Here is a 26,258-nt window from a genome sequence, read left to right as displayed (position 1 = left end):
GATATTTGCCGGTTTTTTATGGTGAATGGAACTTAGGACCAGAACTTCCACCAGAATGATTTATTTTTCTTTCCTTCATTCAGATAAGCGCTGTTAGGAAAGTTTTTAAGAAAGACGCGATTCGCATCGTCACGCAGTTCAGTCATGCCCATGGCGTCATAGGATTTGACGAGGATAAACATTGCCTCTTCAATTGAAGGTGCATCAGGATATTCGGTAATCGCAGCCTGAGCTCGGTTTGCTGCTGCCAGGTAAGCACCGCGACGGACGTAGTAGCGTGCGACATGCACATCGTATCGCGCAAGTGCATTGACAAGATATTTCATCCGGGAGAGTGCATCCGGGGTATATTGGCTATCAGGAAATTGCGTCACTAACTGCTTGAAAGCATCAAACGAGTCCCGCGAGGCTTTGGGATCGCGCTCGGTGATATCCTGATTGGCAAGAAAGTTTAATAAGCCTAACTGGTCATTAAAATTGATCAGGCCGCGCAGATAGTACATATAGTCGACATTGCTGTGATTCGGATGCAGCTTGATGAAGCGCTCGACTGCTGCCAACGCCTGAACCTGATCACCTTGCTTGTAGTAGGCGTAAGCAGTTTCCATTTGCGCTTGCTGTGCATAGGTTCCGAAAGGGAAGCGGGATTCCAGCTTTTCAAAGTACTGAATCGCTTTTTCGTACGCACCATTCGACATTTCGTCTTTTGCTTCAGCGTATAATTTTGATGCTGACCAGGTTCTGGTCTCGTCACCCTTTTCACCAAAAACCCCACAGCCGCTCAACGTGAGCGACGCGGCCAGAGCCAGGACCAGCAATTTCAAAGATTTAATGTACATAAATTTGTGCGAGTGCATGAATACAATTTACGGATTATAGCCGATGGCAAAAAATGTGAAACCAACTACAACAGCGATTTTGTCAGATTCTGAACTTGACACCTTACCAGAGTTACTTTCTGAGCATGCTGAAACCGATGAAGATTGTTCCCCGGCGTCGGATAGTATTGAGCTGAAACTGACTTCCCAGTTTTGCGGAGAACGTTTGGACAAGTCTATTTCCACACTGGTTCCCGAATATTCCCGTAGCCGCATTCAGCAATGGATCGAGTCGGGTTATGTGCATGTTGACGGGCAACCGGGTAAGGCAAAAATGACGATGCTGGGCGATGAGCATATTGTGATTCAGCCGCAGGCGGCACCTGACGAGGGCGCTTATGCGTCAGAGCCGATTGCTTTGGATATTGTTTATGAAGATCACGATATTGTGATCATCAATAAGCCTCCTGGTATGGTCGTGCACCCGGCTGCCGGCAACTGGTCCGGAACATTGCTCAATGGTTTGTTATATCGTTACCCTGAGCTTTCAGGTGTTCCGCGTGCAGGGATTGTCCATCGGCTTGATAAGGACACTTCCGGTCTGATGGTCGTCGCGAAAACACTGATTGCACACACGGATCTGGTGCGCCAGCTGCAGGAGAGAAGCGTCAGACGTGAGTACTATGCGCTGGTCTGGGGAACGCCTAATTTATCGGGAACGATTGATGCGCCGATGGCAAGGCATCCGCGTGACCGGATCAAGATGGCTGTATCAAGGAGCTTGACGGCAAAGCCTGCGATCACGCATTTCGAACGGATTGCCAGTAGTATGCTGGAAAAATTCCCGGTCAGCCTGATGGCGTGCAAACTGGAGACCGGAAGAACGCATCAGATCAGGGTGCATATGCAATCTCTGGGTTTTCCTCTGGTGGGAGATCCTTTGTATGGCAAGCAGCATCTGGCCCGGTTTTTCCCGCGCCAGGCGTTACAGGCACGCCGGTTGGGATTAGTGCATCCCGCAAGCGGTGAGCAGATGGAATGGGAAGTGCCGCTGGCAGAAGATTTTTCCCAATTATTGCAAGACGCTCACATTCATTTGCCATGACCGTTTCAGATTCGCTGTATGAGCAGGATATTCCGTTCATTTTTCCAGACTGGTCTGGCTTGCCATCGAGCATCAGGGCGATATCCACCCTTCGTGACGGAGGTATCAGTCAAGGGTTATATGGCGCGGTTACCGGTGGAGGTTTGAATTTGGGCGAACATGTGGCTGATGACCCGGTTGCTGTGGAATATAACCGGAAAAAAATAAATCGTTTACTCCCTTCTGATGTCATATTCTTATCACAAGTCCATGGCAATATAGCCGTCAATAGCAATAATCTGACTCCTGGTCTGGAGGCCGATGCGGTTGTCAGTAGCCAGCCAGGTAGTGTATGCGCTGTGCTGACCGCTGACTGTCTGCCTGTTTTATTCAGTGATGTGGCAGGGCGGGTAGTGGCTGCTGCGCATGCAGGTTGGCGTGGACTGGCTGCAGGTATTTTGCAAAATACTGTAGATCAGATGCGTCTGCAGGGGGCCGCAGGTGAAATTTTGGCATGGATGGGGCCGGCGATTGGTCCGGCGCAATTTGAAGTAGGTCAAGATGTTTTCAATGCGTTTGTTTCGGTAAATGAAAATACGGCAAACTGTTTTTTTGAAAAAAGATCAACCAGTCAAGCCAAATATCTTGCTGATATATATGGGCTGGCAGCGAAGTTGCTGGCTGGCGCAGGTGTGACGAAAATATTTGGCGGGCAATACTGCACAGTCAGTGAGCCGGAAAAATTTTATTCGTATCGTCGCGATGGCGTGACGGGAAGAATGGCGAGCATGATCTGGATAGAGCCGGATCAGTGATTTTCCCCGGTTTTAATTTGTTCTGAAGCGTGTTCGTTAGTTGATGGAATTTGCTGCGGTGCAGCTTGTTTTTCAATGCGCTTCTGCTTGCGTTGCGAGGTCCGCATCAGGTATAAAACAATGGAAAGAGGAAAAACGCAGTACATGATCAGCGTCATAAATCCAGCGATAAATGAAGGTTCGGTCATGGCCATGAGCAAGACCACATATATCCAGGCAATAGCAACGATATACATACTGTTTTCTTTATTAGTTCAAACCTTAACGCAAATCAGACCGGACGATTGGAAATCAAAAAATATCCGCAAGAATACGCGAAAATCAGGAGACACGCATGAAGACAACTGATCCTCAAGCTATGTACTCCGAATGGATGTCACAGCTGATTAATCAGACACCCTGGCAGGAATGGATGAAACCGGCCACATCATTAAGCGACATTCCTCTCATTGATACACTCAGGGAAGCGGGAGCAACGATCGATGCTGTCGCACTGGCGCGCTTACAAAACGAATATACGCAGGAATTCGCAAAGTTATGGCAGGACTTTACAATGTCAAAGCTGCCGGTTCTGAGTGATCGTCGGTTCTCATCCGAAGACTGGCGCAATCACGCCATGCATTCGTATAGTGCAGCATGTTATTTGCTGAATGCCCGTTTTCTGATGGCGATTGCGGAGGCTGTTGAAGCGCCTGCAAAGACCAAGCAAAAAATTGGTTTTGCGGTGCAGCAGATGATCGATGCCATGTCTCCGGCAAATTTTTTGGTGACCAATCCCGAAGCACAGACACGTCTGATTGAAAGTAAGGGGGAGAGCCTCGCAAAAGGCATCAGTCAGATGTTGGCGGATATGCAGAAGGGCAGAATCTCCCAGACCGATGAATCTGCTTTTGAAGTTGGCCAGAACGTGGCGACCACCTCTGGAACGGTGATTTATGAAAATCGTTTGTTTCAGCTCATTCAATATACTCCACTGACCAAAACCGTCCATCAGCGTCCGTTGCTCATGGTGCCGCCTTGCATCAACAAATTTTATATTCTGGATTTGCAGCCGGAAAATTCTGTTGTGCGTTACGCCGTTGAACAAGGACATACCGTATTTTTGGTGTCGTGGGCGAACCCCGATGAACAATTATCCGAAGTTACCTGGGATGATTACATTGAGGATGGGGCGATCAGGGCAATCGAAATCGTTTCGCAGATCAGCAAACAAAGCCAGTTCAATATTTTCGGTTTCTGTGTTGGTGGAACAATTATCTCCACTGCGTTATCGGTTCTTGCTGACCGTGGACTATTCCCGGCAGCCAGCCTGACTTTGCTGACGACGTTGCTCGATTTTTCAGATACCGGCGTATTGGATGTTTTTGTTGATGAGATGCACGTGGCAATGCGTGAGCAGACTATCGGCCGCCAGGGCTTGTTGCCCGGACGCGACCTCGCCAGCACATTTTCCAGTTTGCGGGCAAATGATCTGGTCTGGAATTATGTACAATCAAATTACCTCAAAGGTGAGGTGCCGCCGCCGTTTGATCTGCTGTACTGGAATGCCGACAGCACTAACTTACCTGGCCCGATGTTTTGCTGGTACCTGCGCAATACTTATCTGGAAAACAAACTGAAGGTGCCGCGTGCACTGACTGTCGCGGGGAACCCGGTGGATCTGGGAGCTATTAAAGCCCCGACATTTATTTACGGATCAAGGGAAGATCATATTGTTCCCTGGCAGGCAGCATTTGCCAGCACTCGTCTGTTGAATCCGAAGCAAGTTGATCAGAATATTTTTGTGCTGGGTGCCTCGGGGCATATTGCTGGAGTCGTTAATCCTCCGACCAAGAAAAAGAGAAGTTACTGGGTGAATGCGGCAACTGCCAGAACAGCAGATGAATGGCTGGCCAATGCGACTGAACACCCCGGTAGCTGGTGGCCGGTCTGGGCAGAGTTTCTGGCTAAACATGCAGGGAAAATGGTGAAAGCGCCGGTAAAGCCGGGAAGTGCGGCATATCCGGCGATTGAGGCTGCGCCAGGACGTTACGTGAAGGTACGGGCAGGTTAATAAAGGTTTTGTTTGGATTTAATTATTAAACAGGAGAACAGGTATGACAAAGCGCGTTGCGTATGTAACAGGTGGTATGGGTGGAATCGGAACGCCAATTTGCCGGCGTTTGTGTCAGGAAGGCTACACCGTGATTGCTGGTTGTGGTCCTAATTCTTCCCGTAAAGATAAGTGGCTGGCCGATATGCGCGCTGAAGGTCTGGATATTCATGCATCAGAGGGAAATGTTTCTGACTGGGAATCGACCAAAAATGCTTTTGATAAAGTAAAGGCTGAATTTGGCCATATTGATGTGCTGGTCAACAATGCAGGCATTACTCGTGATGGACAGTTCCGCAAAATGAGTAAAGCAGACTGGGATGCTGTGATTGATACCAACCTGAACTCGCTGTTTAATGTCACGAAACAGGTGATTGAAGGCATGGTCGATCGTGGTTGGGGACGAATTATCAATATCTCTTCTGTGAATGGCCAGAAAGGCCAGTTTGGCCAGACTAATTATTCGACTGCCAAGGCTGGTATTCATGGTTTTTCTATGGCACTGGCTCAGGAGGTGGCAACCAAGGGCGTGACTGTCAATACCGTATCGCCAGGATATGTCGGCACCGATATGGTCAAGGCGATCCGTCCTGATGTATTGGAAAAAATCGTCGCCGGTATCCCGGTCAAGCGCCTGGCGGAACCGGAGGAAATCGCCTCTATCGTCGCATGGATTGCATCGGATGAAGGTGGTTATGCCACTGGTTCTGACTTTTCGATCAATGGTGGTTTGCATATGGGGTAACCCCAGGTTCCCAGAATTTTCAGGGAAATTGTTGTAAGCCAGGTTTTTCGATTTGCCGATTGCTGTTTTTTTACTGCGGTGCGGTAGAATATGCCCATCAACTCGGTGAGTTTGATGGGCATATCACATATAGCATCGTCAAGAATGCAGAAAAGGGGACAAGCAAGGCGGGTCAGAATGCCGGTTTGCTTGATAAGCCGGGACTCAGCCTGCCGTGCCTGATGGCGTGACCGGGAAGCAGAAGTTATCAATTGAGATTTCAATGAATAGCGCAAAAAAAACAACACAGCATCTGATTAAAAAATATCCGAACCGTCGTTTGTATGATACCCAGACCAGCAGCTATATCACCTTGGTCGATGTGAAGCAATTTGTTCTGGAGAATGACGATTTTGCGGTTGTCGATGCCAAAACGGGCGAGGATCTGACACGCAGTATTCTCCTGCAGATTATTCTGGAAGAAGAGGCCGGTGGCTCGCCGATGTTTTCCAGTGCCGTTCTGTCGCAGATCATTCGTTACTACGGACATGCCATGCAGGGCATGATGGGTTCGTATCTGGAAAAAAATGTCCAGGCATTCATCGAAATTCAGAACAAACTGGCAGAAAATTCCAAAGGCATTTATGAAGGCAAACCGTTCAGTCCTGAAATGTGGACTCAGTTCATGAATGTACAGGGACCGATGATGCAAGGCATGATGGGAAATTACATTGAACAGAGTAAAAACCTGTTTGTTCAGATGCAGGAGCAGATGCAGAGTCAGGCTAAAAATATTTTTAATGTCTTCCCGTTTAACCCTGAAGACGTGAATAAAAAATAAAAAACATCGCCAACAGGCTTTAAATCCCTGATTTTTCAGGAAAATAATCCTGTGATGCAGTAGTGATTACCTCAAAGAGGTACAATGACGGCTTCGTTTTTGTACCTCTTTTTGTTTTTGCTATGTCCATTACTGAAATCCGTCGTCAGGAATCTCCGTCTAATCCTAAAGTGGGGTTCGTGTCTCTAGGCTGCCCGAAGGCGCTGGTTGATTCCGAACAAATCCTTACCCAGTTGCGTGCCGAGGGTTACGATACCGCCAAATCTTATGATGGCGCTGATCTTGTGATTGTGAATACTTGTGGCTTTATCGATGCGGCGGTACAGGAATCCCTGGATGCTATTGGTGAAGCGCTTGCTGAAAATGGCAAGGTCATTGTGACCGGTTGCCTGGGTGCAAAAAAAGACGCTGATGGTAATGACATGATTCAGCGTATTCACCCTAAAGTGCTGGAAGTAACTGGTCCACATGCACTGGGGGAGGTGATGGATGCGGTGCACAGGCATTTGCCGAAGCCACATGAGCCTTTTATTGATCTGGTGCCGGCGCAAGGGGTGAAGCTGACGCCAAAACATTACGCCTATCTGAAAATTTCAGAAGGTTGCAATCATCGCTGCAGTTTCTGCATTATTCCTTCCATGCGCGGTGATCTGGTTTCCCGCCCGATTGCTGATGTGATGCTGGAGGCGGAAAATCTGTTCAAGGCCGGTGTCAAAGAATTGCTGGTGATTTCTCAGGATACCAGCGCCTATGGTGTGGATGTGAAATTCCGTACCGGCTTCTGGAATGGCAAGCCTGTTAAAACTCATATGACGCAACTGGTCGAGGCACTCGGCGATCTGGCAAAGCAATATGACGCCTGGGTTCGACTGCATTATGTTTATCCATATCCGCATGTCGATCAGATTATTCCATTTATGAACAATGGCCATGTTCTCCCTTATCTGGATGTGCCTTTGCAGCACGCGCATCCTGATGTCTTAAAGCGTATGAAGCGCCCGGCAAATGGCGAAAAAAATATTGAACGTATTCAGGCCTGGCGTGACATGTGTCCTGAAATCACGATCCGCTCTACGTTTATTGCCGGGTTCCCCGGTGAGACAGAGGAAGAATTCCAGTATCTGCTGGATTTTCTGAAAGAGGCTCAGATTGATCGTCTCGGCTGTTTCGCTTACTCCCCGGTGGAAGGTGCGACAGCGAATGAAATCGACAATCAGTTGCCGGACGAAGTACGCGAAGATCGCCGTCGCCGCGTGATGGAGCTGCAGGAAGAAATTTCCAAACAGCGTCTGCAGGCAAAGGTAGGAAAGACACTACGTGTGTTGATTGACGCGCTCGACCGCAGCGGCGGAATTGGGCGCACATCGGCGGATGCCCCTGAAATCGACGGTGTGGTATACGTCAAGCCACCTTTTGAGCCGCATCGCAAACTGAAGGTTGGCGAATTCGTTGATGTCCGGATTACGGCTGCCGATGCACATGACTTATGGGGTGAAGCAGTCTGATGCGATTACCTGCGTTTCATTCTGTCATGCGTCGCATGACAGGTTCGGCGTTGCTCTTGCTGGCTGCTGTAGCTGCAGCGCAGCAGCCACCTTCTGTTTCCGGTAATCCGGTATTTTCCCATAAGCTGGAGTTGCGTGGCTACTTGGGTGACGACCCGGTTCAGATGTATTTGCAACCTAAAACAGAAGATGTGGACAGTGTTGAAGGCCATTACCGGATACAACCGCACAATGCGTCGCATTTGTCCGGTAAGCCAGTTTTGCTGGCGGGAGAAGTCAGCGGTAATCATCTGAATATGGAAGAGTCCGATGACGGTAAAGAGGTATCGGGTCAATGGGATGGTGAGCTGCAGGATGGCGTTATCCGCGGGGCCTGGCTTTCTGCAGATGAGCGTGTGCAGCGCCATTTTGAATTGCGTCTGATTTCTGTGCCTGGGCTGCAGCCGGCGAAAAAATAACCTGAATTTACTGCTGCAGGCTGCGAGCTATTTTTCAGGAACATACCAGAGGCTGCTATCGTTCAATGGCGTGTCCGCCGGCAGATTCGGATTGCTCAGGCGGATAATGCGGCGGGATTTCAGATTCAGCTTATCGATCGCTTGCTGGTTGTATTTTTTGAAAATGACATCGAAGCTGCCGTCTTTTTTCATTATCCGTAAACCTGCCTCGATTCGGTCTTTGATTGTCCTGTCTTCTTTATTAAAGAAGAAATAGTAGGGAAACGGGTAATAAATCAGCAGGTTTTTCTCGATGACCAGTTCCGGGTTATCAGCCTGATGTTGCTGATATTCGGTCAAAATTTCTCCGACTCCACGCGGAAACAGGTCAAAACGGTCTGCTGCCAGCATTTTAAACAATTGCGTATACTGTGCTTGCACCACAGAAATGCCATGTGCTGCATAAATGGCATTGTCACTCCAGCCGGAGCCCTGACCTAAGCGCAGCTCCTTTAAATCTTCGGCGCTGTTGATCTGATTTATCCGGCTTTGCTGCTTCTGCTGAATGAATGCCACTCTATAGCCAAGAATACCCTTACGCAGCGGGATACGGATTGCGCTGAAACGTTGCTCCATCTCCTTTGAAGTGGGATACCAGGCGATGTTGATGCTATGTTCGGGCAGGGCCAGTTCGCGTAACAGCCGTTTTCCCGGCATCATCAACGTACTCGGCGTGCAAGTATAATCTCCCCATTGAGGGCGTGTTTTTTCCAGTGCAGTATGGAGAATTTCGATCACGTCTTGGTAACGTGTATCGTTTGCTACTTCGCCCCGTGAATAAACTACTCGGGTTATTTCAGCCGATGCAGTCGTTACGCCGGATAGAAGGATGGCAAGGAGTCCGGCGCAGATGTAATGAATGATAAAACTCATGGGTCGATAATGTGGTGTTGCCGGAGTATTAGTCTGAAATGTGGAAGAACAAACTTTATTTTTCAGTTATCCGCGTGCGTAATCATTCTGATTTTTGCATAAGCAGCAGAATTACTTTCTATAAGGTATCAAAATTTGGATAGTCTGGGGTATTTGGTTTCTGTCCAATATTGTGTTGACCCCGCATCTGCATCCGAATACCAGTGAATGTTAGCCTGCATGTTTGACCTGTCCATGACATCCGGGTCTGCTGGGGCAGAAGATGAGCATAAATTAAACATATACTCCCCAGTTATTTTTTATAGAACGACCCATCGTTCAGATGAACAAAGGGTGGAAAATATATACTAGGGGGAGTATATAGGAAATCTATTTTGATAGTCATTTTTCAAATTATTATAGTGAAGGCTCAGGATGAACGGCGAATCAAAGAAATTATCTGGTTTTACCAGCAGACTGTTGCATCATCCATACACGGCACCGGCAGGTTTTTCGGCATTTCCTGAGGCAATTCATCATGCTTCTACGGTTTTGTTCGACAGTGTGGCTGCCATGCGCGCCAGAAGCTGGCAGGACAAATCTGCATATACCTATGGTTTGCATGGCACGCCAACCAGTTTTACCCTGGAAGCGCGGCTGGCAGCGATTGAGGGGGGGCAGCATTGTCTGCTGGCACCGAGCGGCCTGGCGGCAATCATGCTGGTAGACATGGCACTGCTGAGCAGTGGTGACGATGTGCTGATTCCCGATAATGTCTATGGTCCGAACCGGGAGCTGGCTCTCTGGCTCAGTCAGAGCTTCGGCATCAGCGTCCGTTTTTACCCCCCACTCATCGGTGCGGACATTGCCGGACTCATTCAGGAAAACACAAAGCTGATCTGGACAGAGGCGCCGGGTTCGGTATCGATGGAGGTGCCGGATATTCCTGCCATCTGTGCTGCCGCGGATGCGCGTGGAGTGCTGGTGGCTTTGGATAATACGTGGTCAGGCGGGATCGCGTTTCAGGCATTTCAGCATGGGGTGGATATCAGCATGCAGGCATTGACCAAGTACCAGAGCGGTGGGTCAGATGTGTTGATGGGCGCATTGATTACCCGTGACAAAGATTTGAATCAGCGATTACAAATGGCGCATATGCGATTGGGGATGGGTGTCGGTATGGATGATGTCTATCTGATTTTACGTAATTTACCGACATTGAAACTCCGCTTTGAAGCACATGATAGAAGCGCCACAGAGATCGCCCGCTGGCTGAGTGCGCGTCCGGAAATTCACAAAGTCCTGCACCCTGCATTACCTGATTGTCCGGGACATGATATCTGGAAACGTGACTTCACAGGCGCAGGTGGTTTATTCTCGGTGTTATTTAATCCCGCATTCAGCGAAGCGCAGACGGATTGCTTTGTCGAGAGTCTGCATTTGTTTAAGATTGGATTCAGCTGGGGTGGGGCGCATAGTCTGTGCGTTCCTTACCGCATCCGGCAGATGCGTTCTCAGTGGGAGGAGCAGGGTAATCTGGTCCGTTTCAATATCGGACTGGAAGAAACTGAGGATTTGATTGCCGACATTGAGCAGGCGCTGGGCAAGATGAAAAAAACCGGCTGACAGGAAGCGCGCCAGCCGGCTGAATTGCTGCGTGATCGAGGGGGAAACTTTTACTTGCTGCCTGCTGCAGCATCACTGGCCGGTGCCGGTACTGCCATGTCTGCGGTTGTGCTCGCAGGTGCGGAGGAATGCACTTCAGACTGATTGTGGCCACCGGCTTCACCTTGCATATCGACTTTGTCGCCTGCCTTGAAAATAAAAAACAGTGCCGCAGCAGCGAATACGATAAAGCCCACCAGAATTTTCCACATCATTGTCTCCTGAATAAATGAAAGATTGACGACAAGCCGGGAAAGAAAACACCTCATAGCGCTGTTGTCATGAGTTCAGCTTATGCTGCCTCGCTTACACCTTCCTTGCATTTTTTCAGGACGAAGAAATGTGCTGCCAAAAAACATCGGATTAGCAAAAAAAAACGATCTCCGCAGAGATCGTTTTTTGACTGACTTCCCATTTCCGTTTCAAGGAATGGAGGTTGAATCAGGCAGCCAGCAATTGACGCAGAACGAATGGCAGGATGCCGCCGTGCTTGTAGTAATCCACCTCGATTGGGGTATCGATGCGCAACAGTACTTTAACTTCCTTCGTTTCACCATTGGCACGGTTGATCACCAGAGTCACTTCCTGTTGTGGCTTGATATCGTTTTCGATACCTTTCAGGTCGAAAGACTCGTTGCCTGTAATGCCCAGAGAGTCAACACTGTCGCCAGCCAGGAATTGCAGCGGCAAGACACCCATACCTACCAGGTTGGAGCGGTGGATACGTTCAAAAGAACGTGCGATCACTGCTTTGACGCCCAGCAATTGCGTGCCTTTTGCTGCCCAGTCACGGGATGATCCAGTGCCGTACTCTTCACCGCCAAAAATCATGGTCGGTGTACCGTCGGCGACGTATTTCATTGCCGCATCGTAGATGGACATCTGTTCGCCGGTTGGCTGGAACAGTGTTTCGCCACCTTCGACGCGAGAGCCATCTTCGCGTGCAGGGATCATGAGGTTTTTGATGCGCACGTTAGCAAATGTACCGCGCATCATGATTTCATGGTTACCGCGGCGTGATCCGTAGGAATTGAAATCTGCCTTCAGCACACCGTTTTCTTTCAGCCACTTGCCTGCAGGGCTGGATTCTTTGATCGAACCAGCTGGAGAGATGTGGTCTGTCGTGATGGAGTCACCGAATACGCCGAGCGCACGTGCGCCAGTAATGCCGGTCGCTGCAGCTTTTGGCTCCATGGCAAAATCAGCAAAGAATGGTGGTTCAGCAATATAGGTGGACGTTGGCCAGTTATAGACTTCGCCTTCTGCCACGCCTTTGATGTTTTCCCACAGTTTGCCTGGTGCGCCTTTGACGTCTGCATAGTTTTCTTTGAACGTTTTGGAGTTCATCGCAAATTTCATCAGCTTGTTGATTTCTTCGCTGGATGGCCAGATGTCGCCCAGATAGATATCTTTGCCCTTGACTGTGCCAACAGGTTCAGTCATCAGATCCTTGGTGACATTGCCAGCGATTGCGTAAGCAACGACCAGTGGTGGGGAGGCCAGGAAATTGGAGCGGATGTTCGGGTGGATACGCGCTTCAAAGTTACGGTTGCCGGACAAGACTGCAGCGGCCACGATGTCGTTAGCAACGATCGCTTCGTTCATTGCCGGTGTCAGGTCACCTGCATTACCGATACAGGTGGTGCAGCCGTAGGCTGTGACGCCGAAACCGAGTTTTTCCAGGTATGGCAACAGACCTGCTGCTTCCAGATATTTGGTCACAACGCGCGAGCCAGGTGCCAGCGATGTTTTGATATGGGCAGGTACTTTCAGGCCAGCTTCAACTGCTTTCTTCGCGACCAGACCTGCTGCCAGCAAGACGCTAGGATTTGAGGTGTTGGTGCAGGAAGTAATCGCAGCGATCAGAACGTCACCGTTCTTTACTTTGACGCCGTCTGCATTGGTGTACTCTTTACCGAGATCATCGGCATTTTTGTTGAAGCCATTTTCTGCGACGGGCTTAGAGAACAGATCTGCAAAAGTAGATTTCACATTGCCGATTTCGATACGGTCCTGAGGACGTTTAGGGCCAGCCAGTGATGGGGTAACAGTGGATAGATCCAGGCTCAACTCAGTGGTGTAGTCGATATCGCCTTTTTTCGGAATACCGAACATTTTTTGCGCTTTGAAGTAGCCTTCGAATGCGTCGATTTCTGCCTTGGTGCGGCCTGTGCCTTTGAAGTAATCAATCGTTGCTTCGTCAACCGGGAAGAAACCCATGGTCGCGCCGTATTCCGGTGCCATGTTGGCGATGGTTGCGCGGTCTGTCAGGGACAGGGAGCGTGTGCCCTCGCCGAAGAATTCAACGAATTTGCCGACAACTTTTGCTTTGCGCAGCATTTCAGTGATGGTCAGAACCAGATCGGTTGCGGTCACGCCTTCACGCAATGCGCCAGTCAGGTTCACGCCGACGACATCAGGTGTCAGGAAGTAGACTGGCTGACCCAGCATACCGGCTTCCGCCTCGATACCGCCAACACCCCAGCCGACTACGCCGATACCGTTAATCATGGTGGTGTGGGAGTCGGTGCCAACCAGTGTGTCAGGATAGTAGACTTCGTTTTTCTTCGCATCTTTGACTTTGTGCACGCCGCGGGCCAGGTATTCCAGATTCACCTGATGAACGATACCGAAGCCTGGAGGAACTACGCCGAAAGTGTCGAATGCCTGCATACCCCATTTCATGAACTGATAGCGCTCATTGTTACGCGAGAATTCCAGTTTCATGTTCAGATCCAGCGCTTTCTTTTCGCGGAAGTGATCAATCTGTACGGAGTGGTCAACGACCAGATCAACTGGAACCAGTGGTTCGATATTTTTCGGATTTTTCCTCTGTTTGGCAGCGACGTTACGCATCGCTGCCAAGTCGGCCAGCAAAGGAACGCCAGTAAAATCCTGCAATACAACACGGGATACGACGAAGGGAATCTCGTCAACGCGGGCAGCAGTTGCACCCCAGTTCGCTAATTGCTTAACGTGTTCTTCAGTAACTTTTTTACCGTCGCAGTTACGCAGAACAGATTCCAGAACCACACGGATAGAAACTGGCAAGCGGGAAATTTTTACGCCCAGATTTTTTTCCAGTGCTGGCAAAGAGAAGAACTTGCCTTTCTTTGTGTCTGAAATCTTAAAATCTTTCAGGGTTTTGAATGCATCTTGGTACGCATTTTGGCTCATGGCTGTTCCTTATTTACAAAATCAATGATCAAAAACATGCTTGCTGCTTTTCCCTTTTCCAACATTTGCGGCACGCTGAAATGATGGGAATAAATCTTCACAATGCTGGGAAATTGTTCGGTGAACAATCATTTACCTGCACCGCACCTTGTTATTTGGCTTGTGTGGCTGCCTCTGCTGCGTTAACTTCCGCCAATACCGGTTCGGTCGTCTTGCACTCATTGGCGAGTTGCTGGCCTTTATGGGAATCCAGTAATAATCCTTTTGCCGGAATACCAATCCACACAAACCCTGCTTTGGGATTCTCAAAACGGCTGGCACCTGTCGTGGTTTCCACGCGGGTCAAGCGATACAGGCGCTTTTTCCAGCGCATAGCCATGTGCTGAGTGTCATCCTGATTGGTGTACATGGTGATTGAATTTCCAAGTTCACACTGATAGTCGAAATTTTTGGAGAGATGGATGTCTGGTTCTGCTTCGTCCTCGTCTTTGGTCACATTGGTGGCATGTCGTGATTGTTTGACTTTCACTTTGCCTTGCAGGGCTTCAGCCTGTGTCGCAAAGGGGGCGCAGAGTGCGGTGCCTGCAACCAATAGCCCGGCAATGCGGATGATGAGTGTTTTCATGTATAGTCTCCTTCCAGTATTTCCTGTGCCAGCGGCGGCAAGGTGATGGCGCTCATCTTGGCGCGTTTTAAAATTGTCCAGTAATAACGATAACTTGCCCGGTCATGTAAATGGCCATTAAATTGTATGGGACCCCATTGATTGTCCTGTGCGGATTTCAGAATCTGGGCTGCGGTCATGATCTCATCCTGACCTGGCGCCATGACGGCGATGATATCTGTAATCTGGTTGGGGTGGATACTCCACATGCGTGTATAACCCAGATCGTCCCTGGCGTGTTGGGCATCTTGCCTTACGACATTGCGATCAGCGATTTCTGTGGTGACATTGTGCGATGGGACTTTACCATAGCGATGGCAGGCAGCAGCAATCTCTGCTTTTGCACGTACGATCAGCGGGTGTTGAAATTGTCCCGGTGAGCGCATGGCTTGTGCCGGAATTGCGCCAAAGTGTGCGGAAACAAAATCCATGATGCCAAAGGAGAGGCATTCTACTTGCGGAATAGCTGCGATCGCCATGACTTCCGCCAGTGCTTCATGGCTCTCTATAAGGACGTGAACCGGAAGATTTTTCCGTCCGCCCATTTCAGCATAAAAATTAATTCGTTGTAGTGCTTTGCGGATTTGATCTGCCGAGTCAATTTTAGGTAACACAAGATACGCCAGGCGGTTGGCCGCAGCAGGGAGTATCAGTGATAAGTCTTGTTCAAAGGCGGAATGTCGCAGATCGTGCACCCGGACGCCTATGCGCCGGTGGCGATTATGTTCGCTGTTGATCAGTTCTGCCACTAAACGGGCATGTTGTGCCTCATTGCCGCTGGCTGCACCGTCTTCACAATCAAACGTGATATCAAACAGTGGGCCTAACTGCTCCTGCAGCTGCATTGACTTGCGCATCAACTTTTCTGAGCCTGCATAATGGTCGCATACCGGCAGCAGCATCGGTTGAATGTGATCCTGAAATAAGGCTTGGGAAGGATGCATCAGTCTGGAATGATGGAAAATAAAAAGAACAGAACCCGTACAGACGGACTCTGTTCTGTGTAGCCGATTAGCCTACCAGGTGCTTAACGCCATCACGCTCTTCTTGCAGTTCTTTGAGGGTGATATTGATGCGCTCACGAGAGAATTCATCGATTTCCAGCCCCTGAACAATCTTGTATTCGCCGTTTTCGGTAGTAACAGGGAAGCCGAACATCGTACCTTCAGGGATGCCGTAAGAGCCATCAGAAGGAATGCCCATCGTTGTCCATTTGCCGTTCGTGCCGAGTACCCAGTCGCGAACGTGGTCGATTGCTGCGTTCGCTGCAGATGCCGCGGATGACAGGCCGCGTGCTTCGATAATTGCTGCACCGCGCTTGCCCACTGTTGGCAGGAAGAAGTCCTTGTTCCAGACCTGATCGTTGATCAGATCTTTAACGGATGCGCCGTCAGCAGTGGCAAAGCGATAGTCAGCATACATGGTCGGGGAGTGATTGCCCCATACGCACAATTTTTCGATTGCAGCGACTGGCTTGCCGATCTTGGCTGCAACCTGTGACAATGCGCGGTTGTGATCGAGACGCAGCATGGCAGTAAAATTTTTCGCAGGCAGACTTGGCGCCGATTTCATCGCGATATACGCATTGGTATTGGCCGGGTTGCCGACTACCAGAACTTTAACATTACGCGATGCGACTGCATCCAATGCTTTGCCTTGTACGGTGAAGATTTGCGCATTCGCTTCCAGCAGGTCTTTGCGTTCCATGCCCGGGCCGCGTGGGCGTGCGCCAACCAGCAGGGCAACGTCGATATCTTTGAATGCTGTCATTGGGTCGCTGTGTGCAGTCATGCCAGCCAGCAGCGGGAATGCGCAATCATCGATTTCCATCATGACGCCTTTCAGCGCTTTTTGTGCTTTTTCGTCAGGGATTTCCAGCAATTGCAGAATAACTGGCTGATCTTTGCCAAGCATGTCGCCGTTAGCGATACGGAACAGAAGGGAATAGCCGATTTGGCCGGCAGCGCCAGTTACTGCAACGCGCATAGGGGATTTCGCCATGGTGCATCTCCGAAGTGGTATGAAAAACAGTGTTGTCGCTATGAGTGGCGGCAACGGATAATCGCTTATGATACTGCCGAAAGTGCATGCAGTCAGCCAAATTTGCATGAATCTATGCGTTCGGGCTTTACATTGCAGAGGTTCGGACTATATTGCTCGGTGGGTGTAAAAATTCAGTCTTGTTTTACAACCGATTTTATTCGTACGGGAGTTTAGGTGTTGTCCTGCTGTGTGTCAATGACTATCTTATGTCTTATATAAGACATATCAGTTAGCAGTTTGTTGTGGACGACGCGGGTGTTTTTGTGGTGAAATTGCAGCCTATGACTTCTATTACGCCAAATGCCAATCTTTACCCTGCAAGCACCATGAGTTCCAGCTCCGGTGTTGCGGCCTCCGCTGCTGGCGTTTCCCCGACATTTAGTCCTTTATATCAGCAGATTAAATCACTGATTACCCAGAGTCTTCAATCGGGTGAGTGGAAGCCGGGTGAGTTGATCCCCAGTGAAATAGAGTTGGCCGCCCGGTTTAAAGTCAGTCAGGGAACTGTGCGTAAAGCCATCGATGAGTTGTCGGCGGAAAATCTGGTAGTTCGCCGCCAGGGTAAGGGAACCTTTGTTGCGACGCATCACGAGGCGAGGGCGCAATTCCGTTTTTTGCGACTGGCTCCGGATGAGGGGGTGCCGCATTACCCGGAAAACAGGATTATCGAGGTGCGTCGTTTGCGTGCGCCGGCGGAGGTGGCGCGTCTGCTGGAAATCAAGTCGGGTGACTCAGTCGTTTTTATTCGCCGCGTGCAGTCATTTTCCGGTGTACCTACCATTTTGGATGATCTGTGGTTACCCGGCTCGATTTTCAAAGGATTGACGGCGGAGAGGTTGAACGAATACAAGGGGCCGATGTATGGCTTGTTTGAGACGGAATTCGGAACGCACATGATTCGGGCTTCGGAGCAGATCCGGGCAATCTGCGCGGATGAAACGGTTGCTCAATTGCTGCAGATTGAGAAGGGGACTCCTTTGCTGAATGTCGAGCGGGTTTCTTTTACTTATGGTGATAAGCCGGTGGAGTTGCGTCGCGGCTTGTATCTGACATCGCAACACCACTACCGGAATGAATTGAGTTGAGTCAGGTCAAGAGCTTGGTGATTCCTCCTGTCTGAAAAGGGAATTTATCGGACAGTGTCCGGCGTATATTCCGGATTGGTATTAAGATAGATATATTTTGCAAAATGCGTGCATTTTTGTTGGTGCGTCGCACCAAAATGAGCGAAAATTGCAGGATTTTTGAACAGCAGACTAGTTAATGGGGAGATTATTTATGTCTGAAGTAGTGAAGAGCAGGCCACGCTATGGCGTGATGCGCCTGATAGATGCAACCGGCTACCGGTTGCCTCTGGCAGGGTTTGTGTCGATATTGCACCGCATAAGCGGTATGCTGATGTTCCTGTTGTTGCCTTTTATTCTGTTTATGCTGGATAAAAGCCTGACATCGGAAGTCTCGTTTGCAGAACTGAAGGCGCTGACATCGGGCGTTTTCGTCAAACTGGTGATTCTGGCGCTGGTATGGGCTTATCTGCATCACTTCAGCGCAGGTGTCCGCCATCTGTTCATGGATCTTCACTATGGTCTGGATAAGCATACTGCGCGCAAATCTGCGGTCGGTGTTCTGGCAGTTAGCCTGACTTTGACAGCTTTGATTGGCTTGAAATTGTTTGGAGTATTTTAAATGACAAATAACAATATTGGCCCTAAGCGTCTGGTCGTCGGCGCTCATTACGGATTGCGCGATTGGTTGGCGCAACGTGTTACGGCAATTGTGATGGCCTTGTACACAGTTTTACTGCTGGTGATGTTTTTGACGGGTAGTAATTTTACTTATGAAGGCTGGGCAGGAATTTTTACTCACCAATGGTTTAAATTGGCAACGTTTTCTGTTGTCCTGTGCTTGCTGTATCACGCTTGGGTAGGTATGCGTGATGTCTGGATGGATTATGTAACGCACAATGTGTTTGTGCGTCTGGTATTTCAGGTTGCCACCATTTTGTGGCTGATCGCTAGTGCTGGTTATGCAGCACAGATTTTGTGGAGAGTGTAAAAGTGGCTGCGATTAAATCCACAATTCCTACCCGTCGTTTTGATGCGGTGATTATCGGCGCTGGTGGTTCCGGTATGCGCGCTTCGTTGCAACTGGCTGAAGCCGGCCTGAACGTCGCGGTATTATCAAAAGTATTTCCTACCCGTTCCCATACGGTTGCTGCTCAGGGCGGTATCGGCGCATCGTTGGGAAATATGTCTGAAGATAACTGGTACTGGCATATGTTCGACACCGTCAAGGGTGGCGACTATCTGGGCGATCAGGATGCGATTGAATTCATGTGCCGTGAAGCGCCAAAGGTGGTGTACGAGTTGGAACACTTTGGTATGCCATTCGATCGTAACGCAGACGGTACGATTTATCAGCGTCCATTTGGCGGCCATACTGCAAACTTCGGTGAAAAGCCTGTTCAGCGTGCTTGTGCTGCGGCTGACCGTACCGGACATGCATTGCTGCATACGCTGTATCAGCGCAACGTGCGTGCCCGGACACAATTCTTCGTCGAGTGGATGGCGATTGATCTGATCCGTGATCAGGATGGCGATATTCTCGGTGTCGTGGCACTGGAAATGGAAACCGGCGAAGTGATGATTCTGCAGGCGAAAACTACGCTGTTCGCTACCGGTGGCGCCGGCCGTATTTTTGCTGCTTCCACCAATGCGTTTATTAATACCGGTGACGGTATGGGTATGGCAGCGCGTGCTGGCCTGCCGTTGCAGGATATGGAATTCTGGCAGTTCCATCCGACCGGTGTTGCCGGTGCCGGTGTGCTGATTACTGAGGGTGTGCGTGGTGAAGGCGGTATTCTGATTAATAGTCAGGGTGAGCGTTTTATGGAGCGTTATGCACCGACTCTGAAGGATCTGGCGCCACGCGATTTCGTTTCCCGCTCCATGGATCAGGAAATTAAAGAAGGTCGTGGCTGTGGTCCGAATAAAGATCACGTTCTGCTGGATCTGCGCCATATCGGTGCTGAAACCATTATGAAACGTTTGCCATCGATTCTCGAGATCGGTCATAAATTTGCCAACGTCGATGCAACTAAAGAGCCGATTCCGGTCGTGCCGACGATTCACTATCAGATGGGCGGTATTCCGACCAATATTCACGGTCAGGTTGTGGCTCCAAAAAATGGCTCCAGTGAAATCGTTAACGGTATGTATGCAATTGGCGAGTGCGCCTGTGTGTCCGTGCATGGTGCGAACCGTCTCGGCACGAACTCGCTGTTAGATCTGGTAGTGTTCGGCCGTGCTGCCGGTAATCACATCGTTGCGACGCACCTCAAAAACAGGGAGCACAAACCATTGCCTGCTGATGCGGCGGATGTTGCGATGTCCCGTTTGTCTAAGCTGGAAACATCGAATGGCAGTGAGCGTGTTCAGGATGTGGCAAATGCTATTCGCAAAACGATGCAATACCATTGCGGCGTTTTCCGTACTGATGAGTTGCTGCAGGAAGGCGTGAAGGAAATCATGGTTCTGGACGAGCGTCGTAAGCATGTCTCGTTTAAAGACAAATCCAAAGTGTTCAATACAGCCCGTGTTGAGGCGTTGGAACTCGATAATCTGATTGAAACAGCCAAGGCAACCATTATTTCTGCTGCGGCACGTAAAGAATCCCGTGGCGCACATGCTCATCGTGATTACGAAAAACGTGACGACGATAACTGGATGAAGCATACACTCTGGTACTCGGAAGGCAATCGCCTCGATTACAAGCCAGTCAATACCAAACCGTTGACTGTAGAGACCTTCAAGCCTAAAGCCCGTACATTCTAAAGAGATATTGATATGGCACGTACACTGAAATTTAAAATTTATCGCTACGATCCGGATAAGGATGCTAAGCCTTACATGCAAGACCTGACGGTTGAATTGCAAGATACCGACAAAATGCTGCTGGACGCATTGCAGCGTATTAAGGCTGATGTTGATGATTCTCTGGCGCTGCGCCGCTCTTGCCGTGAAGGTGTCTGTGGTTCTGACGCCATGAATATCAATGGTAAAAATGGCCTGGCTTGCACGACTAATCTGAATGAGCTGACGGAACCTATCGTCTTGCGTCCGTTACCGGGTTTGCCTGTTATCCGTGACCTGATTGTCGATATGACTCAGTTCTTCAAACAATATCATTCGATCAAGCCGTATCTGATGAATGATGAAATTCCTCCGGAGAAGGAGCGTCTGCAATCTCCTGAGCAGCGTGAGGAGTTGGATGGTCTGTACGAGTGCATTCTTTGCGCATGCTGCTCGACATCCTGTCCGTCTTTCTGGTGGAATCCAGATAAATTTGTTGGCCCGGCAGGGCTTCTGCAAGCTTATCGCTTTATTGCGGATTCGCGTGATCAGGCAACGGGGGATCGTCTGGATAATCTGGAAGATCCGTATCGTTTGTTCCGTTGCCATACAATCATGAATTGTGTGGACGTCTGCCCTAAAGGACTGAATCCGACACGTGCTATCGGCAAAATCAAGGAATTGATGGTGCGTCGGGCTGTGTAATTACGGTCTTGCCCCAGAGGCGGCGCAGCTCTTGTGCCGCTTCTATTTCATGCAGTTTTTCTTAAGAATTGCATGAAATAGAAAGCATCAAAAAGAAAGTAACTATGTCTGAGCTCGCAGTAAACTCCCATCAAAGTGACCCGGTGAAGCGCGCACGCCTTCGTTGGCGCGCACGACGCGGATTGTTAGAAAATGATCTGATCCTTACCCGTTTTCTGGATGTCAATGAGCAATTCATGACGGACGAGGAGGTTGATGCGTTTAGTCGCCTGATGGAGTTGTCCGATAATCTGCTGATGGATCTGATGATGGGAAAGCAGGAGCCTTCTGCGGAGGTGGACCTGCCGCATGTTCATGCATTATTGGCCCGCCTGCGCGCTGCCTGACTTTGAAACGATTTTTTTTGTGTTTTTTTTGATTAACAAATCACCTCTTACCAGAAGGAAGAGCCATGACTAATTCTGAAACAAAAGCAACCCTCTCGTTCTCTGACGGTTCCCCATCTTTAGAAATGCCGATCTATAAAGGATCTATTGGTCCTGATGTGATTGATATCCGTAAATTGTACGGTGCGACAGGTAAATTCACTTACGATCCGGGTTTCATGTCAACCGCAGCATGTAATTCGTCCATTACTTATATTGATGGAGATAAGGGTGAATTGTTATACCGTGGTTATCCTATTGAGCAACTCGCTGTCAATGGCGGTGATTTCCTGGAAACCTGCTATCTGTTGCTGAATGGTGAATTGCCAAATGCCGCAGAAAAAGAAAAATTTGTATCCACCGTGACGAAACACACGATGGTGCATGAGCAGATGCAATTCTTCTTCCGTGGTTTCCGCCGCGATGCGCATCCAATGTCAGTACTGGTCGGTACTGTCGGTGCCTTGTCTTCTTTCTACCATGACTCATTAGATATTAACGATCCGCATCACCGTGAAGTGTCTGCGATTCGTCTGATCGCGAAAATGCCTACGTTGGTGGCCATGGCATATAAGTACTCGATCGGTCAGCCTTTCGTTTATCCGCGCAATGATTTGTCCTATAGCGCAAATTTCATGCACATGATGTTCTCCACACCATGTGAAGAATATAAAGTGAACGAGGTTCTGGTTCGTGCGCTTGATCGCATCCTGATCCTGCATGCAGATCATGAGCAGAATGCATCCACATCTACCGTGCGTCTGGCAGGCTCTTCCGGTGCGAATCCGTTTGCTTGTATCGCTGCTGGTATTGCTTGTCTGTGGGGACCTGCTCACGGCGGTGCAAATGAAGCAGCACTGAGCATGTTGGAAGAAATCGGCAGTGTCGACAACATTCCTGCATTTATTGCGCAGGTCAAAGACAAAAATTCCGGTGTCAAGTTGATGGGCTTTGGTCACCGTGTTTATAAAAACTACGATCCACGCGCCAAACTGATGCGTGAAACCTGCTATGAGGTTCTGCAGGAATTGGGTCTGCAAGATGATCCATTGTTCAAGCTGGCAATGGCATTGGAAAAAATCGCGCTGGAAGACGAATACTTTGTTTCGCGTAAACTGTATCCTAACGTCGATTTCTACTCTGGTATTGTGCAACGTGCGCTGGGCATTCCGACAGCTTTGTTTACCGGTATCTTTGCACTGGCCCGTACAGTAGGCTGGATCGCACAATGGAAAGAAATGATTTCTGATCCTGAGCAGAAAATTGGCCGTCCACGTCAATTGTTTGTCGGTGCGCCAAAGCGTGATGTTCCTCCGATGGATAAGCGTTAATTTCGCTGTCCAAATTGTTTGAGTGAGGATAAAGTGAGAAAAGCGGGTCTTGGAGACTCGCTTTTTTTATTCGCTAAATATATGCTATGCTTCGCCTCGAATGTAAATTTTAGATGTTTTTCCGTTTCAGACTCAAACAGTAGATCGTTCCTGATGTATTGTTCGACCCTGACATTGAAATAGTTTGAAACCAGTCCTTCCCCCCACAACTTGATGTGCAATCCGCTAACCGGTCAGGCCGTGTCGCGGAAGGTTAGATTAACCCGCTAATCTCGCGAAACGCGAAGAAAGGTGAGCAAGATGATGCAACAATATAGCGCCAACTCTTATTTGTTTGGCGGTAACGCTCCGTACGTTGAAGAATTGTATGAGGCGTATCTGAATAACCCAGGTTCCGTTCCGGAAAACTGGCGTGCCTATTTCGACGCAATGCAAAACGTTCCTGCCGTTGATGGTTCCTCTAAGCCAGACGTGGCGCATGCGCCCGTGATTGCTTCTTTTGCCGAACGTGCAAAGCAAGGTCCTATCCGCACCGTCAGCGCAGCAGCAGATGCCGACATGGCGCGTAAACGCGTTGCGGCGCAGCAACTGACCGCGGCATATCGCTTCCTGGGAAGCCGCTGGGCCAATCTGGATCCTTTGCAACGTCAGGAGCGTCCAGCGATTCCTGAGCTTGATCCTGGTTTTTACGGATTCACTGATGCGGATATGGACATTCAGTTCAATATCAGCAACACCTATTTTGGTCCTGAGAATGCTTCTCTGCGTGATCTCGTCAACTCTTTGCGCGATACTTACTGCCGTTCGATCGGTGCTGAATTTATGTATATCAGCGATCCGGCAGAAAAACGCTGGATGCAGCAGCGATTGGAATCCATCCGTTCCACACCAGTTTTTTCTGCAGAAAAGAAAAAACACATTCTGGACCGTCTGACAGCCGCTGAAGGACTGGAACGCTATCTCCATACAAAATATGTTGGTCAGAAACGCTTTTCTCTGGAAGGCGGAGAGAGCTTTATCGCGTCGATGGACGAAACCATCCAGCGTGCCGGTGAACGTGGCGTCGAAGAGATCGTGATTGGTATGGCACACCGTGGCCGCTTGAATGTGCTGGTCAACACGCTGGGCAAGATGCCGCAGGATCTGTTCGCTGAGTTTGAAGGTAAACACGGTGATGATTTGCCTGCCGGTGACGTGAAATACCATCAGGGCTTCTCCTCGGATGTTTCCACGCCGGGCGGCCCGGTCCATCTGTCGCTGGCATTCAATCCATCCCATCTGGAAATCGTAAATCCGGTTGTTGAAGGATCTGTGAAGGCTCGTATGGACCGCCGTGGTGATAAAGACGGTTCTCAGGTGCTGCCTATTCTGGTGCACGGCGATGCAGCGTTTGCAGGACAGGGTGTCGTGATGGAAACGCTGAATCTGGCGCAGACACGTGGCTACGGCACTGGTGGCACGATGCATATCGTGATTAATAACCAGATCGGTTTCACAACCTCTGATCCGCGCGATTCCCGCTCCACACTCTATTGCTCTGATGTTGTCAAGATGATTGAGGCTCCGGTACTGCACGTGAATGCGGATGATCCGGAGGCGGTTGTTCTGGCAACACAGATCGCGATGGATTACCGCATGGAGTTCAAAAAGGATATCGTTGTTGATATCATTTGCTATCGTAAACTGGGCCATAACGAGCAGGACACGCCTGCGCTGACGCAACCGTTGATGTACAAGAAAATCGGTCAGCATCCGGGTACCCGCAAGATGTATGCCGACAAACTCGCTGCTCAGGGAACAATTCCTGCCGACGGCGGCGATCAGATGGTAAAAGCATACCGTGATGCAATGGATGCAGGTAAGCACACTCACGATCCGGTGATCTCCAACTTCAAGAACAAGTATGCTGTTGACTGGATTCCTTTCCTGAACCGCAAGTGGACAGATGCTGCCGATACAGCCGTTCCGGTTACGGAGCTGAAGCGCCTGGCGAGCCGTATTACCGTTGTGCCTGAAGGTTTCAAACCACATAGCCTCGTTGAAAAGGTTCTGGGTGACCGCGCTGCAATGGGTCGCGGTGATATGAACCTGGATTGGGGGATGGGTGAGCATCTGGCTTTTGCCTCTTTGCTGGCTTCCGGTTATGCAATTCGTATTACTGGTCAGGATGCCGGTCGCGGTACTTTCGTTCATCGTCATGCTGTATTGCATGATCAGAACCGTGAGCGCTGGGATTCAGGTACTTATATTCCGCTGCAGAACGTGTCTGATAAGCAGGCGCCATTTACCGTCATTGATTCGGTGCTGTCTGAAGAGGCGGTACTGGCGTTTGAATACGGTTATTCCAGTGCCGAACCTAACACACTGACTATCTGGGAAGCCCAGTTCGGCGATTTCGCCAATGGCGCCCAGGTGGTGATCGATCAGTTCATCAGCTCCGGTGAAGTGAAATGGGGCCGTGCCTGTGGTCTGGTCATGATGCTGCCGCACGGCTATGAAGGTCAAGGACCGGAACACTCTTCGGCACGTCCCGAGCGTTTCCTGCAATTGTGTGCTGACAATAATATGCAAGTGGTTCAGCCGACCACGGCATCGCAGATTTTCCATCTGCTGCGTCGCCAGATGATCCGCCAGTTCCGTAAGCCGCTGGTGATCATGACACCGAAGTCATTGCTTCGTAACAAGGATGCGGGTTCTCCCTTATCTGAACTGGCTAAGGGTAGTTTCCACACAGTGATTGGCGAAGTGGATGAGACAATTGACGAGAAAAAAGTCAAACGCGTCATCGCTTGCTCCGGCAAGGTGTACTACGATCTGGTGAATTCCCGCAAAGAACGCGGCCAGTCGGATACGGCGATCATTCGTGTTGAGCAGCTGTACCCATTCCCACATAAGAGCTTTGTCGCGGAACTGAAGAAATTCCCGAACATGACAGAACTGGTCTGGGCGCAGGATGAACCACAAAATCAGGGTCCGTGGTTCCAGATTCAGCACAATATTTTTGAAAGTCTGGAAGAAGGCCAGAAACTCGCTTATGCAGGTCGCCCTGCCAGCGCGTCTCCTGCCGTCGGGTACTACGACAAGCATTACGCACAACAAAAAGCACTGCTGGAAACAGCATTTTCCAAACTGAAGGGCTTTGTCCTGACCAAATAATGATGCGGTGCTG

Annotated in this window: 24 protein-coding genes; 16 read left to right on the top strand and 8 right to left on the bottom strand. The window is 49.6% G+C overall.

Annotation, left to right across the window (positions count from 1 at the left end):
* Positions 1-32 precede the first annotated feature (32 nt).
* On the bottom strand, positions 33-839 hold the full coding sequence (locus tag HV832_RS02845) for an outer membrane protein assembly factor BamD (RefSeq protein WP_176802009.1): 807 nt from the start codon (positions 837-839) through the stop codon (positions 33-35).
* Positions 840-882: 43 nt separating this feature from the next.
* Between HV832_RS02845 and HV832_RS02840 the strand changes: the two genes are divergently transcribed.
* Positions 883-1,923: an RluA family pseudouridine synthase gene (locus HV832_RS02840; protein WP_176802008.1), complete on the top strand. Its 1,041-nt coding sequence runs from the start codon at positions 883-885 to the stop codon at positions 1,921-1,923.
* Positions 1,857-2,717 carry a peptidoglycan editing factor PgeF gene (pgeF, locus tag HV832_RS02835; RefSeq protein WP_223827119.1) on the top strand — a complete coding sequence of 287 codons (861 nt, stop codon included), beginning with the start codon at positions 1,857-1,859 and terminating at the stop codon, positions 2,715-2,717. The genes HV832_RS02840 and pgeF overlap by 67 nt, the downstream gene beginning before the upstream one ends.
* Here pgeF and HV832_RS02830 read toward each other — a convergent pair.
* Complete coding sequence (locus HV832_RS02830; RefSeq protein ID WP_176802007.1) at positions 2,711-2,953, bottom strand: hypothetical protein; 243 nt, start codon at positions 2,951-2,953, stop codon at positions 2,711-2,713. The genes pgeF and HV832_RS02830 overlap by 7 nt on opposite strands.
* Positions 2,954-3,051: 98 nt before the next feature.
* Here HV832_RS02830 and phaC point away from each other — a divergent pair, with 98 nt between their 5' ends.
* The 5 genes from phaC (at position 3,052) to HV832_RS02805 (ending at position 8,337) form a co-directional block, all read left to right on the top strand.
* Positions 3,052-4,770 carry a class I poly(R)-hydroxyalkanoic acid synthase gene (gene phaC, locus HV832_RS02825; RefSeq protein ID WP_176802006.1) on the top strand — a complete coding sequence of 573 codons (1,719 nt, stop codon included), beginning with the start codon at positions 3,052-3,054 and terminating at the stop codon, positions 4,768-4,770.
* Between the two features lie 43 nt (positions 4,771-4,813).
* Positions 4,814-5,554: a 3-ketoacyl-ACP reductase gene (locus tag HV832_RS02820; RefSeq protein WP_176802005.1), complete on the top strand. Its 741-nt coding sequence runs from the start codon at positions 4,814-4,816 to the stop codon at positions 5,552-5,554.
* A 262-nt stretch (positions 5,555-5,816) separates the two neighbouring features.
* Positions 5,817-6,374, top strand: a complete 558-nt coding sequence (gene phaR / locus HV832_RS02815; protein ID WP_176802004.1) for a polyhydroxyalkanoate synthesis repressor PhaR — start codon at positions 5,817-5,819, stop codon at positions 6,372-6,374.
* A gap of 122 nt (positions 6,375-6,496) precedes the next feature.
* Positions 6,497-7,879, top strand: a complete 1,383-nt coding sequence (gene rimO, locus HV832_RS02810; protein ID WP_176802003.1) for a 30S ribosomal protein S12 methylthiotransferase RimO — start codon at positions 6,497-6,499, stop codon at positions 7,877-7,879.
* Positions 7,879-8,337 (top strand): hypothetical protein, encoded by a 459-nt coding sequence (locus HV832_RS02805; protein ID WP_176802002.1) that lies wholly within the window; start codon positions 7,879-7,881, stop codon positions 8,335-8,337. The genes rimO and HV832_RS02805 overlap by 1 nt, the downstream gene beginning before the upstream one ends.
* 27 nt (positions 8,338-8,364) lie before the next feature.
* Here the strand turns inward: HV832_RS02805 and HV832_RS02800 are convergent, their stop codons facing one another.
* The gene (locus HV832_RS02800) at positions 8,365-9,249 is read right to left on the bottom strand and encodes a type 2 periplasmic-binding domain-containing protein (RefSeq protein WP_176802001.1); all 885 of its coding nucleotides are present in this window, start codon (positions 9,247-9,249) and stop codon (positions 8,365-8,367) included.
* A gap of 414 nt (positions 9,250-9,663) precedes the next feature.
* Here HV832_RS02800 and HV832_RS02795 point away from each other — a divergent pair, with 414 nt between their 5' ends.
* Positions 9,664-10,854, top strand: coding sequence for a cystathionine beta-lyase (locus HV832_RS02795; RefSeq protein ID WP_176802000.1), 1,191 nt, complete (start codon positions 9,664-9,666; stop codon positions 10,852-10,854).
* Positions 10,855-10,904: 50 nt separating this feature from the next.
* Here HV832_RS02795 and HV832_RS02790 read toward each other — a convergent pair whose 3' ends face one another.
* The 5 genes from HV832_RS02790 to HV832_RS02770 form a co-directional block, all read right to left on the bottom strand.
* On the bottom strand, positions 10,905-11,108 hold the full coding sequence (locus HV832_RS02790; RefSeq protein ID WP_399309767.1) for a hypothetical protein: 204 nt from the start codon (positions 11,106-11,108) through the stop codon (positions 10,905-10,907).
* Positions 11,109-11,334: 226 nt separating this feature from the next.
* Positions 11,335-14,070, bottom strand: coding sequence for an aconitate hydratase AcnA (gene acnA, locus HV832_RS02785; protein ID WP_176801999.1), 2,736 nt, complete (start codon positions 14,068-14,070; stop codon positions 11,335-11,337).
* 151 nt (positions 14,071-14,221) lie between these two features.
* Positions 14,222-14,695 carry a hypothetical protein gene (locus HV832_RS02780; RefSeq protein ID WP_176801998.1) on the bottom strand — a complete coding sequence of 158 codons (474 nt, stop codon included), beginning with the start codon at positions 14,693-14,695 and terminating at the stop codon, positions 14,222-14,224.
* Positions 14,692-15,678, bottom strand: a complete 987-nt coding sequence (locus HV832_RS02775) for an HpcH/HpaI aldolase/citrate lyase family protein (protein WP_176801997.1) — start codon at positions 15,676-15,678, stop codon at positions 14,692-14,694. The genes HV832_RS02780 and HV832_RS02775 overlap by 4 nt, the downstream gene beginning before the upstream one ends.
* A gap of 67 nt (positions 15,679-15,745) precedes the next feature.
* Positions 15,746-16,735: a malate dehydrogenase gene (locus tag HV832_RS02770; protein ID WP_176801996.1), complete on the bottom strand. Its 990-nt coding sequence runs from the start codon at positions 16,733-16,735 to the stop codon at positions 15,746-15,748.
* Between the two features lie 368 nt (positions 16,736-17,103).
* Between HV832_RS02770 and HV832_RS02765 the strand changes: the two genes are divergently transcribed.
* From HV832_RS02765 to HV832_RS02730, 8 genes are all read left to right on the top strand, one after another.
* Positions 17,104-17,862: a GntR family transcriptional regulator gene (locus tag HV832_RS02765; RefSeq protein ID WP_223827118.1), complete on the top strand. Its 759-nt coding sequence runs from the start codon at positions 17,104-17,106 to the stop codon at positions 17,860-17,862.
* A gap of 193 nt (positions 17,863-18,055) precedes the next feature.
* Positions 18,056-18,463, top strand: a complete 408-nt coding sequence (gene sdhC, locus HV832_RS02760) for a succinate dehydrogenase, cytochrome b556 subunit (RefSeq protein ID WP_176801994.1) — start codon at positions 18,056-18,058, stop codon at positions 18,461-18,463.
* The gene (gene sdhD, locus HV832_RS02755; RefSeq protein ID WP_176801993.1) at positions 18,464-18,832 is read left to right on the top strand and encodes a succinate dehydrogenase, hydrophobic membrane anchor protein; all 369 of its coding nucleotides are present in this window, start codon (positions 18,464-18,466) and stop codon (positions 18,830-18,832) included.
* 2 nt (positions 18,833-18,834) lie between these two features.
* Positions 18,835-20,610 carry a succinate dehydrogenase flavoprotein subunit gene (gene sdhA, locus HV832_RS02750; RefSeq protein WP_176801992.1) on the top strand — a complete coding sequence of 592 codons (1,776 nt, stop codon included), beginning with the start codon at positions 18,835-18,837 and terminating at the stop codon, positions 20,608-20,610.
* A 12-nt stretch (positions 20,611-20,622) separates the two neighbouring features.
* Positions 20,623-21,333 (top strand): succinate dehydrogenase iron-sulfur subunit, encoded by a 711-nt coding sequence (locus tag HV832_RS02745; RefSeq protein ID WP_176801991.1) that lies wholly within the window; start codon positions 20,623-20,625, stop codon positions 21,331-21,333.
* Positions 21,334-21,437: 104 nt separating this feature from the next.
* The gene (locus tag HV832_RS02740) at positions 21,438-21,719 is read left to right on the top strand and encodes an FAD assembly factor SdhE (protein WP_176801990.1); all 282 of its coding nucleotides are present in this window, start codon (positions 21,438-21,440) and stop codon (positions 21,717-21,719) included.
* A 65-nt stretch (positions 21,720-21,784) separates the two neighbouring features.
* Positions 21,785-23,089 (top strand): citrate synthase, encoded by a 1,305-nt coding sequence (gene gltA, locus HV832_RS02735; protein ID WP_176801989.1) that lies wholly within the window; start codon positions 21,785-21,787, stop codon positions 23,087-23,089.
* 300 nt (positions 23,090-23,389) lie between these two features.
* Positions 23,390-26,245: a 2-oxoglutarate dehydrogenase E1 component gene (locus HV832_RS02730; protein WP_176801988.1), complete on the top strand. Its 2,856-nt coding sequence runs from the start codon at positions 23,390-23,392 to the stop codon at positions 26,243-26,245.
* Positions 26,246-26,258: the final 13 nt, after the last annotated feature.

It is taken from the genome of Cognatundibacterium oligocarboniphilum, assembly GCF_013377855.1.
Classification (GTDB): Bacteria; Pseudomonadota; Gammaproteobacteria; order Burkholderiales; family Burkholderiaceae_D; genus Undibacterium; species Undibacterium oligocarboniphilum.
The sequence above is the reverse complement of the archived record's forward strand: the minus strand, read 5'-3'. Positions and strand labels throughout refer to the sequence as shown.

Excerpts from the sequence above, each read along its gene's own strand:
- rimO (WP_176802003.1), top strand. The coding sequence starts at position 6,497 with ATGTCCATTACTGAAATCCGTCGTCAGGAATCTCCGTCTAATCCTAAA.
- sdhC (WP_176801994.1), top strand. The coding sequence starts at position 18,056 with ATGTCTGAAGTAGTGAAGAGCAGGCCACGCTATGGCGTGATGCGCCTG.
- pgeF (WP_223827119.1), top strand. The coding sequence starts at position 1,857 with ATGGGAAGTGCCGCTGGCAGAAGATTTTTCCCAATTATTGCAAGACGC.
- HV832_RS02805 (WP_176802002.1), top strand. The coding sequence starts at position 7,879 with ATGCGATTACCTGCGTTTCATTCTGTCATGCGTCGCATGACAGGTTCG.
- HV832_RS02840 (WP_176802008.1), top strand. The coding sequence starts at position 883 with ATGGCAAAAAATGTGAAACCAACTACAACAGCGATTTTGTCAGATTCT.
- HV832_RS02820 (WP_176802005.1), top strand. The coding sequence starts at position 4,814 with ATGACAAAGCGCGTTGCGTATGTAACAGGTGGTATGGGTGGAATCGGA.
- acnA (WP_176801999.1), bottom strand. The coding sequence starts at position 14,070 with ATGAGCCAAAATGCGTACCAAGATGCATTCAAAACCCTGAAAGATTTT.
- HV832_RS02795 (WP_176802000.1), top strand. The coding sequence starts at position 9,664 with ATGAACGGCGAATCAAAGAAATTATCTGGTTTTACCAGCAGACTGTTG.
- HV832_RS02790 (WP_399309767.1), bottom strand. The coding sequence starts at position 11,108 with ATGATGTGGAAAATTCTGGTGGGCTTTATCGTATTCGCTGCTGCGGCA.
- HV832_RS02780 (WP_176801998.1), bottom strand. The coding sequence starts at position 14,695 with ATGAAAACACTCATCATCCGCATTGCCGGGCTATTGGTTGCAGGCACC.
- HV832_RS02830 (WP_176802007.1), bottom strand. The coding sequence starts at position 2,953 with ATGTATATCGTTGCTATTGCCTGGATATATGTGGTCTTGCTCATGGCC.
- gltA (WP_176801989.1), top strand. The coding sequence starts at position 21,785 with ATGACTAATTCTGAAACAAAAGCAACCCTCTCGTTCTCTGACGGTTCC.
- phaC (WP_176802006.1), top strand. The coding sequence starts at position 3,052 with ATGAAGACAACTGATCCTCAAGCTATGTACTCCGAATGGATGTCACAG.
- HV832_RS02845 (WP_176802009.1), bottom strand. The coding sequence starts at position 839 with ATGTACATTAAATCTTTGAAATTGCTGGTCCTGGCTCTGGCCGCGTCG.
- HV832_RS02745 (WP_176801991.1), top strand. The coding sequence starts at position 20,623 with ATGGCACGTACACTGAAATTTAAAATTTATCGCTACGATCCGGATAAG.
- HV832_RS02740 (WP_176801990.1), top strand. The coding sequence starts at position 21,438 with ATGTCTGAGCTCGCAGTAAACTCCCATCAAAGTGACCCGGTGAAGCGC.
- HV832_RS02775 (WP_176801997.1), bottom strand. The coding sequence starts at position 15,678 with ATGCATCCTTCCCAAGCCTTATTTCAGGATCACATTCAACCGATGCTG.
- phaR (WP_176802004.1), top strand. The coding sequence starts at position 5,817 with ATGAATAGCGCAAAAAAAACAACACAGCATCTGATTAAAAAATATCCG.
- HV832_RS02765 (WP_223827118.1), top strand. The coding sequence starts at position 17,104 with ATGAGTTCCAGCTCCGGTGTTGCGGCCTCCGCTGCTGGCGTTTCCCCG.
- HV832_RS02800 (WP_176802001.1), bottom strand. The coding sequence starts at position 9,249 with ATGAGTTTTATCATTCATTACATCTGCGCCGGACTCCTTGCCATCCTT.
- HV832_RS02730 (WP_176801988.1), top strand. The coding sequence starts at position 23,390 with ATGATGCAACAATATAGCGCCAACTCTTATTTGTTTGGCGGTAACGCT.
- sdhD (WP_176801993.1), top strand. The coding sequence starts at position 18,464 with ATGACAAATAACAATATTGGCCCTAAGCGTCTGGTCGTCGGCGCTCAT.
- HV832_RS02770 (WP_176801996.1), bottom strand. The coding sequence starts at position 16,735 with ATGGCGAAATCCCCTATGCGCGTTGCAGTAACTGGCGCTGCCGGCCAA.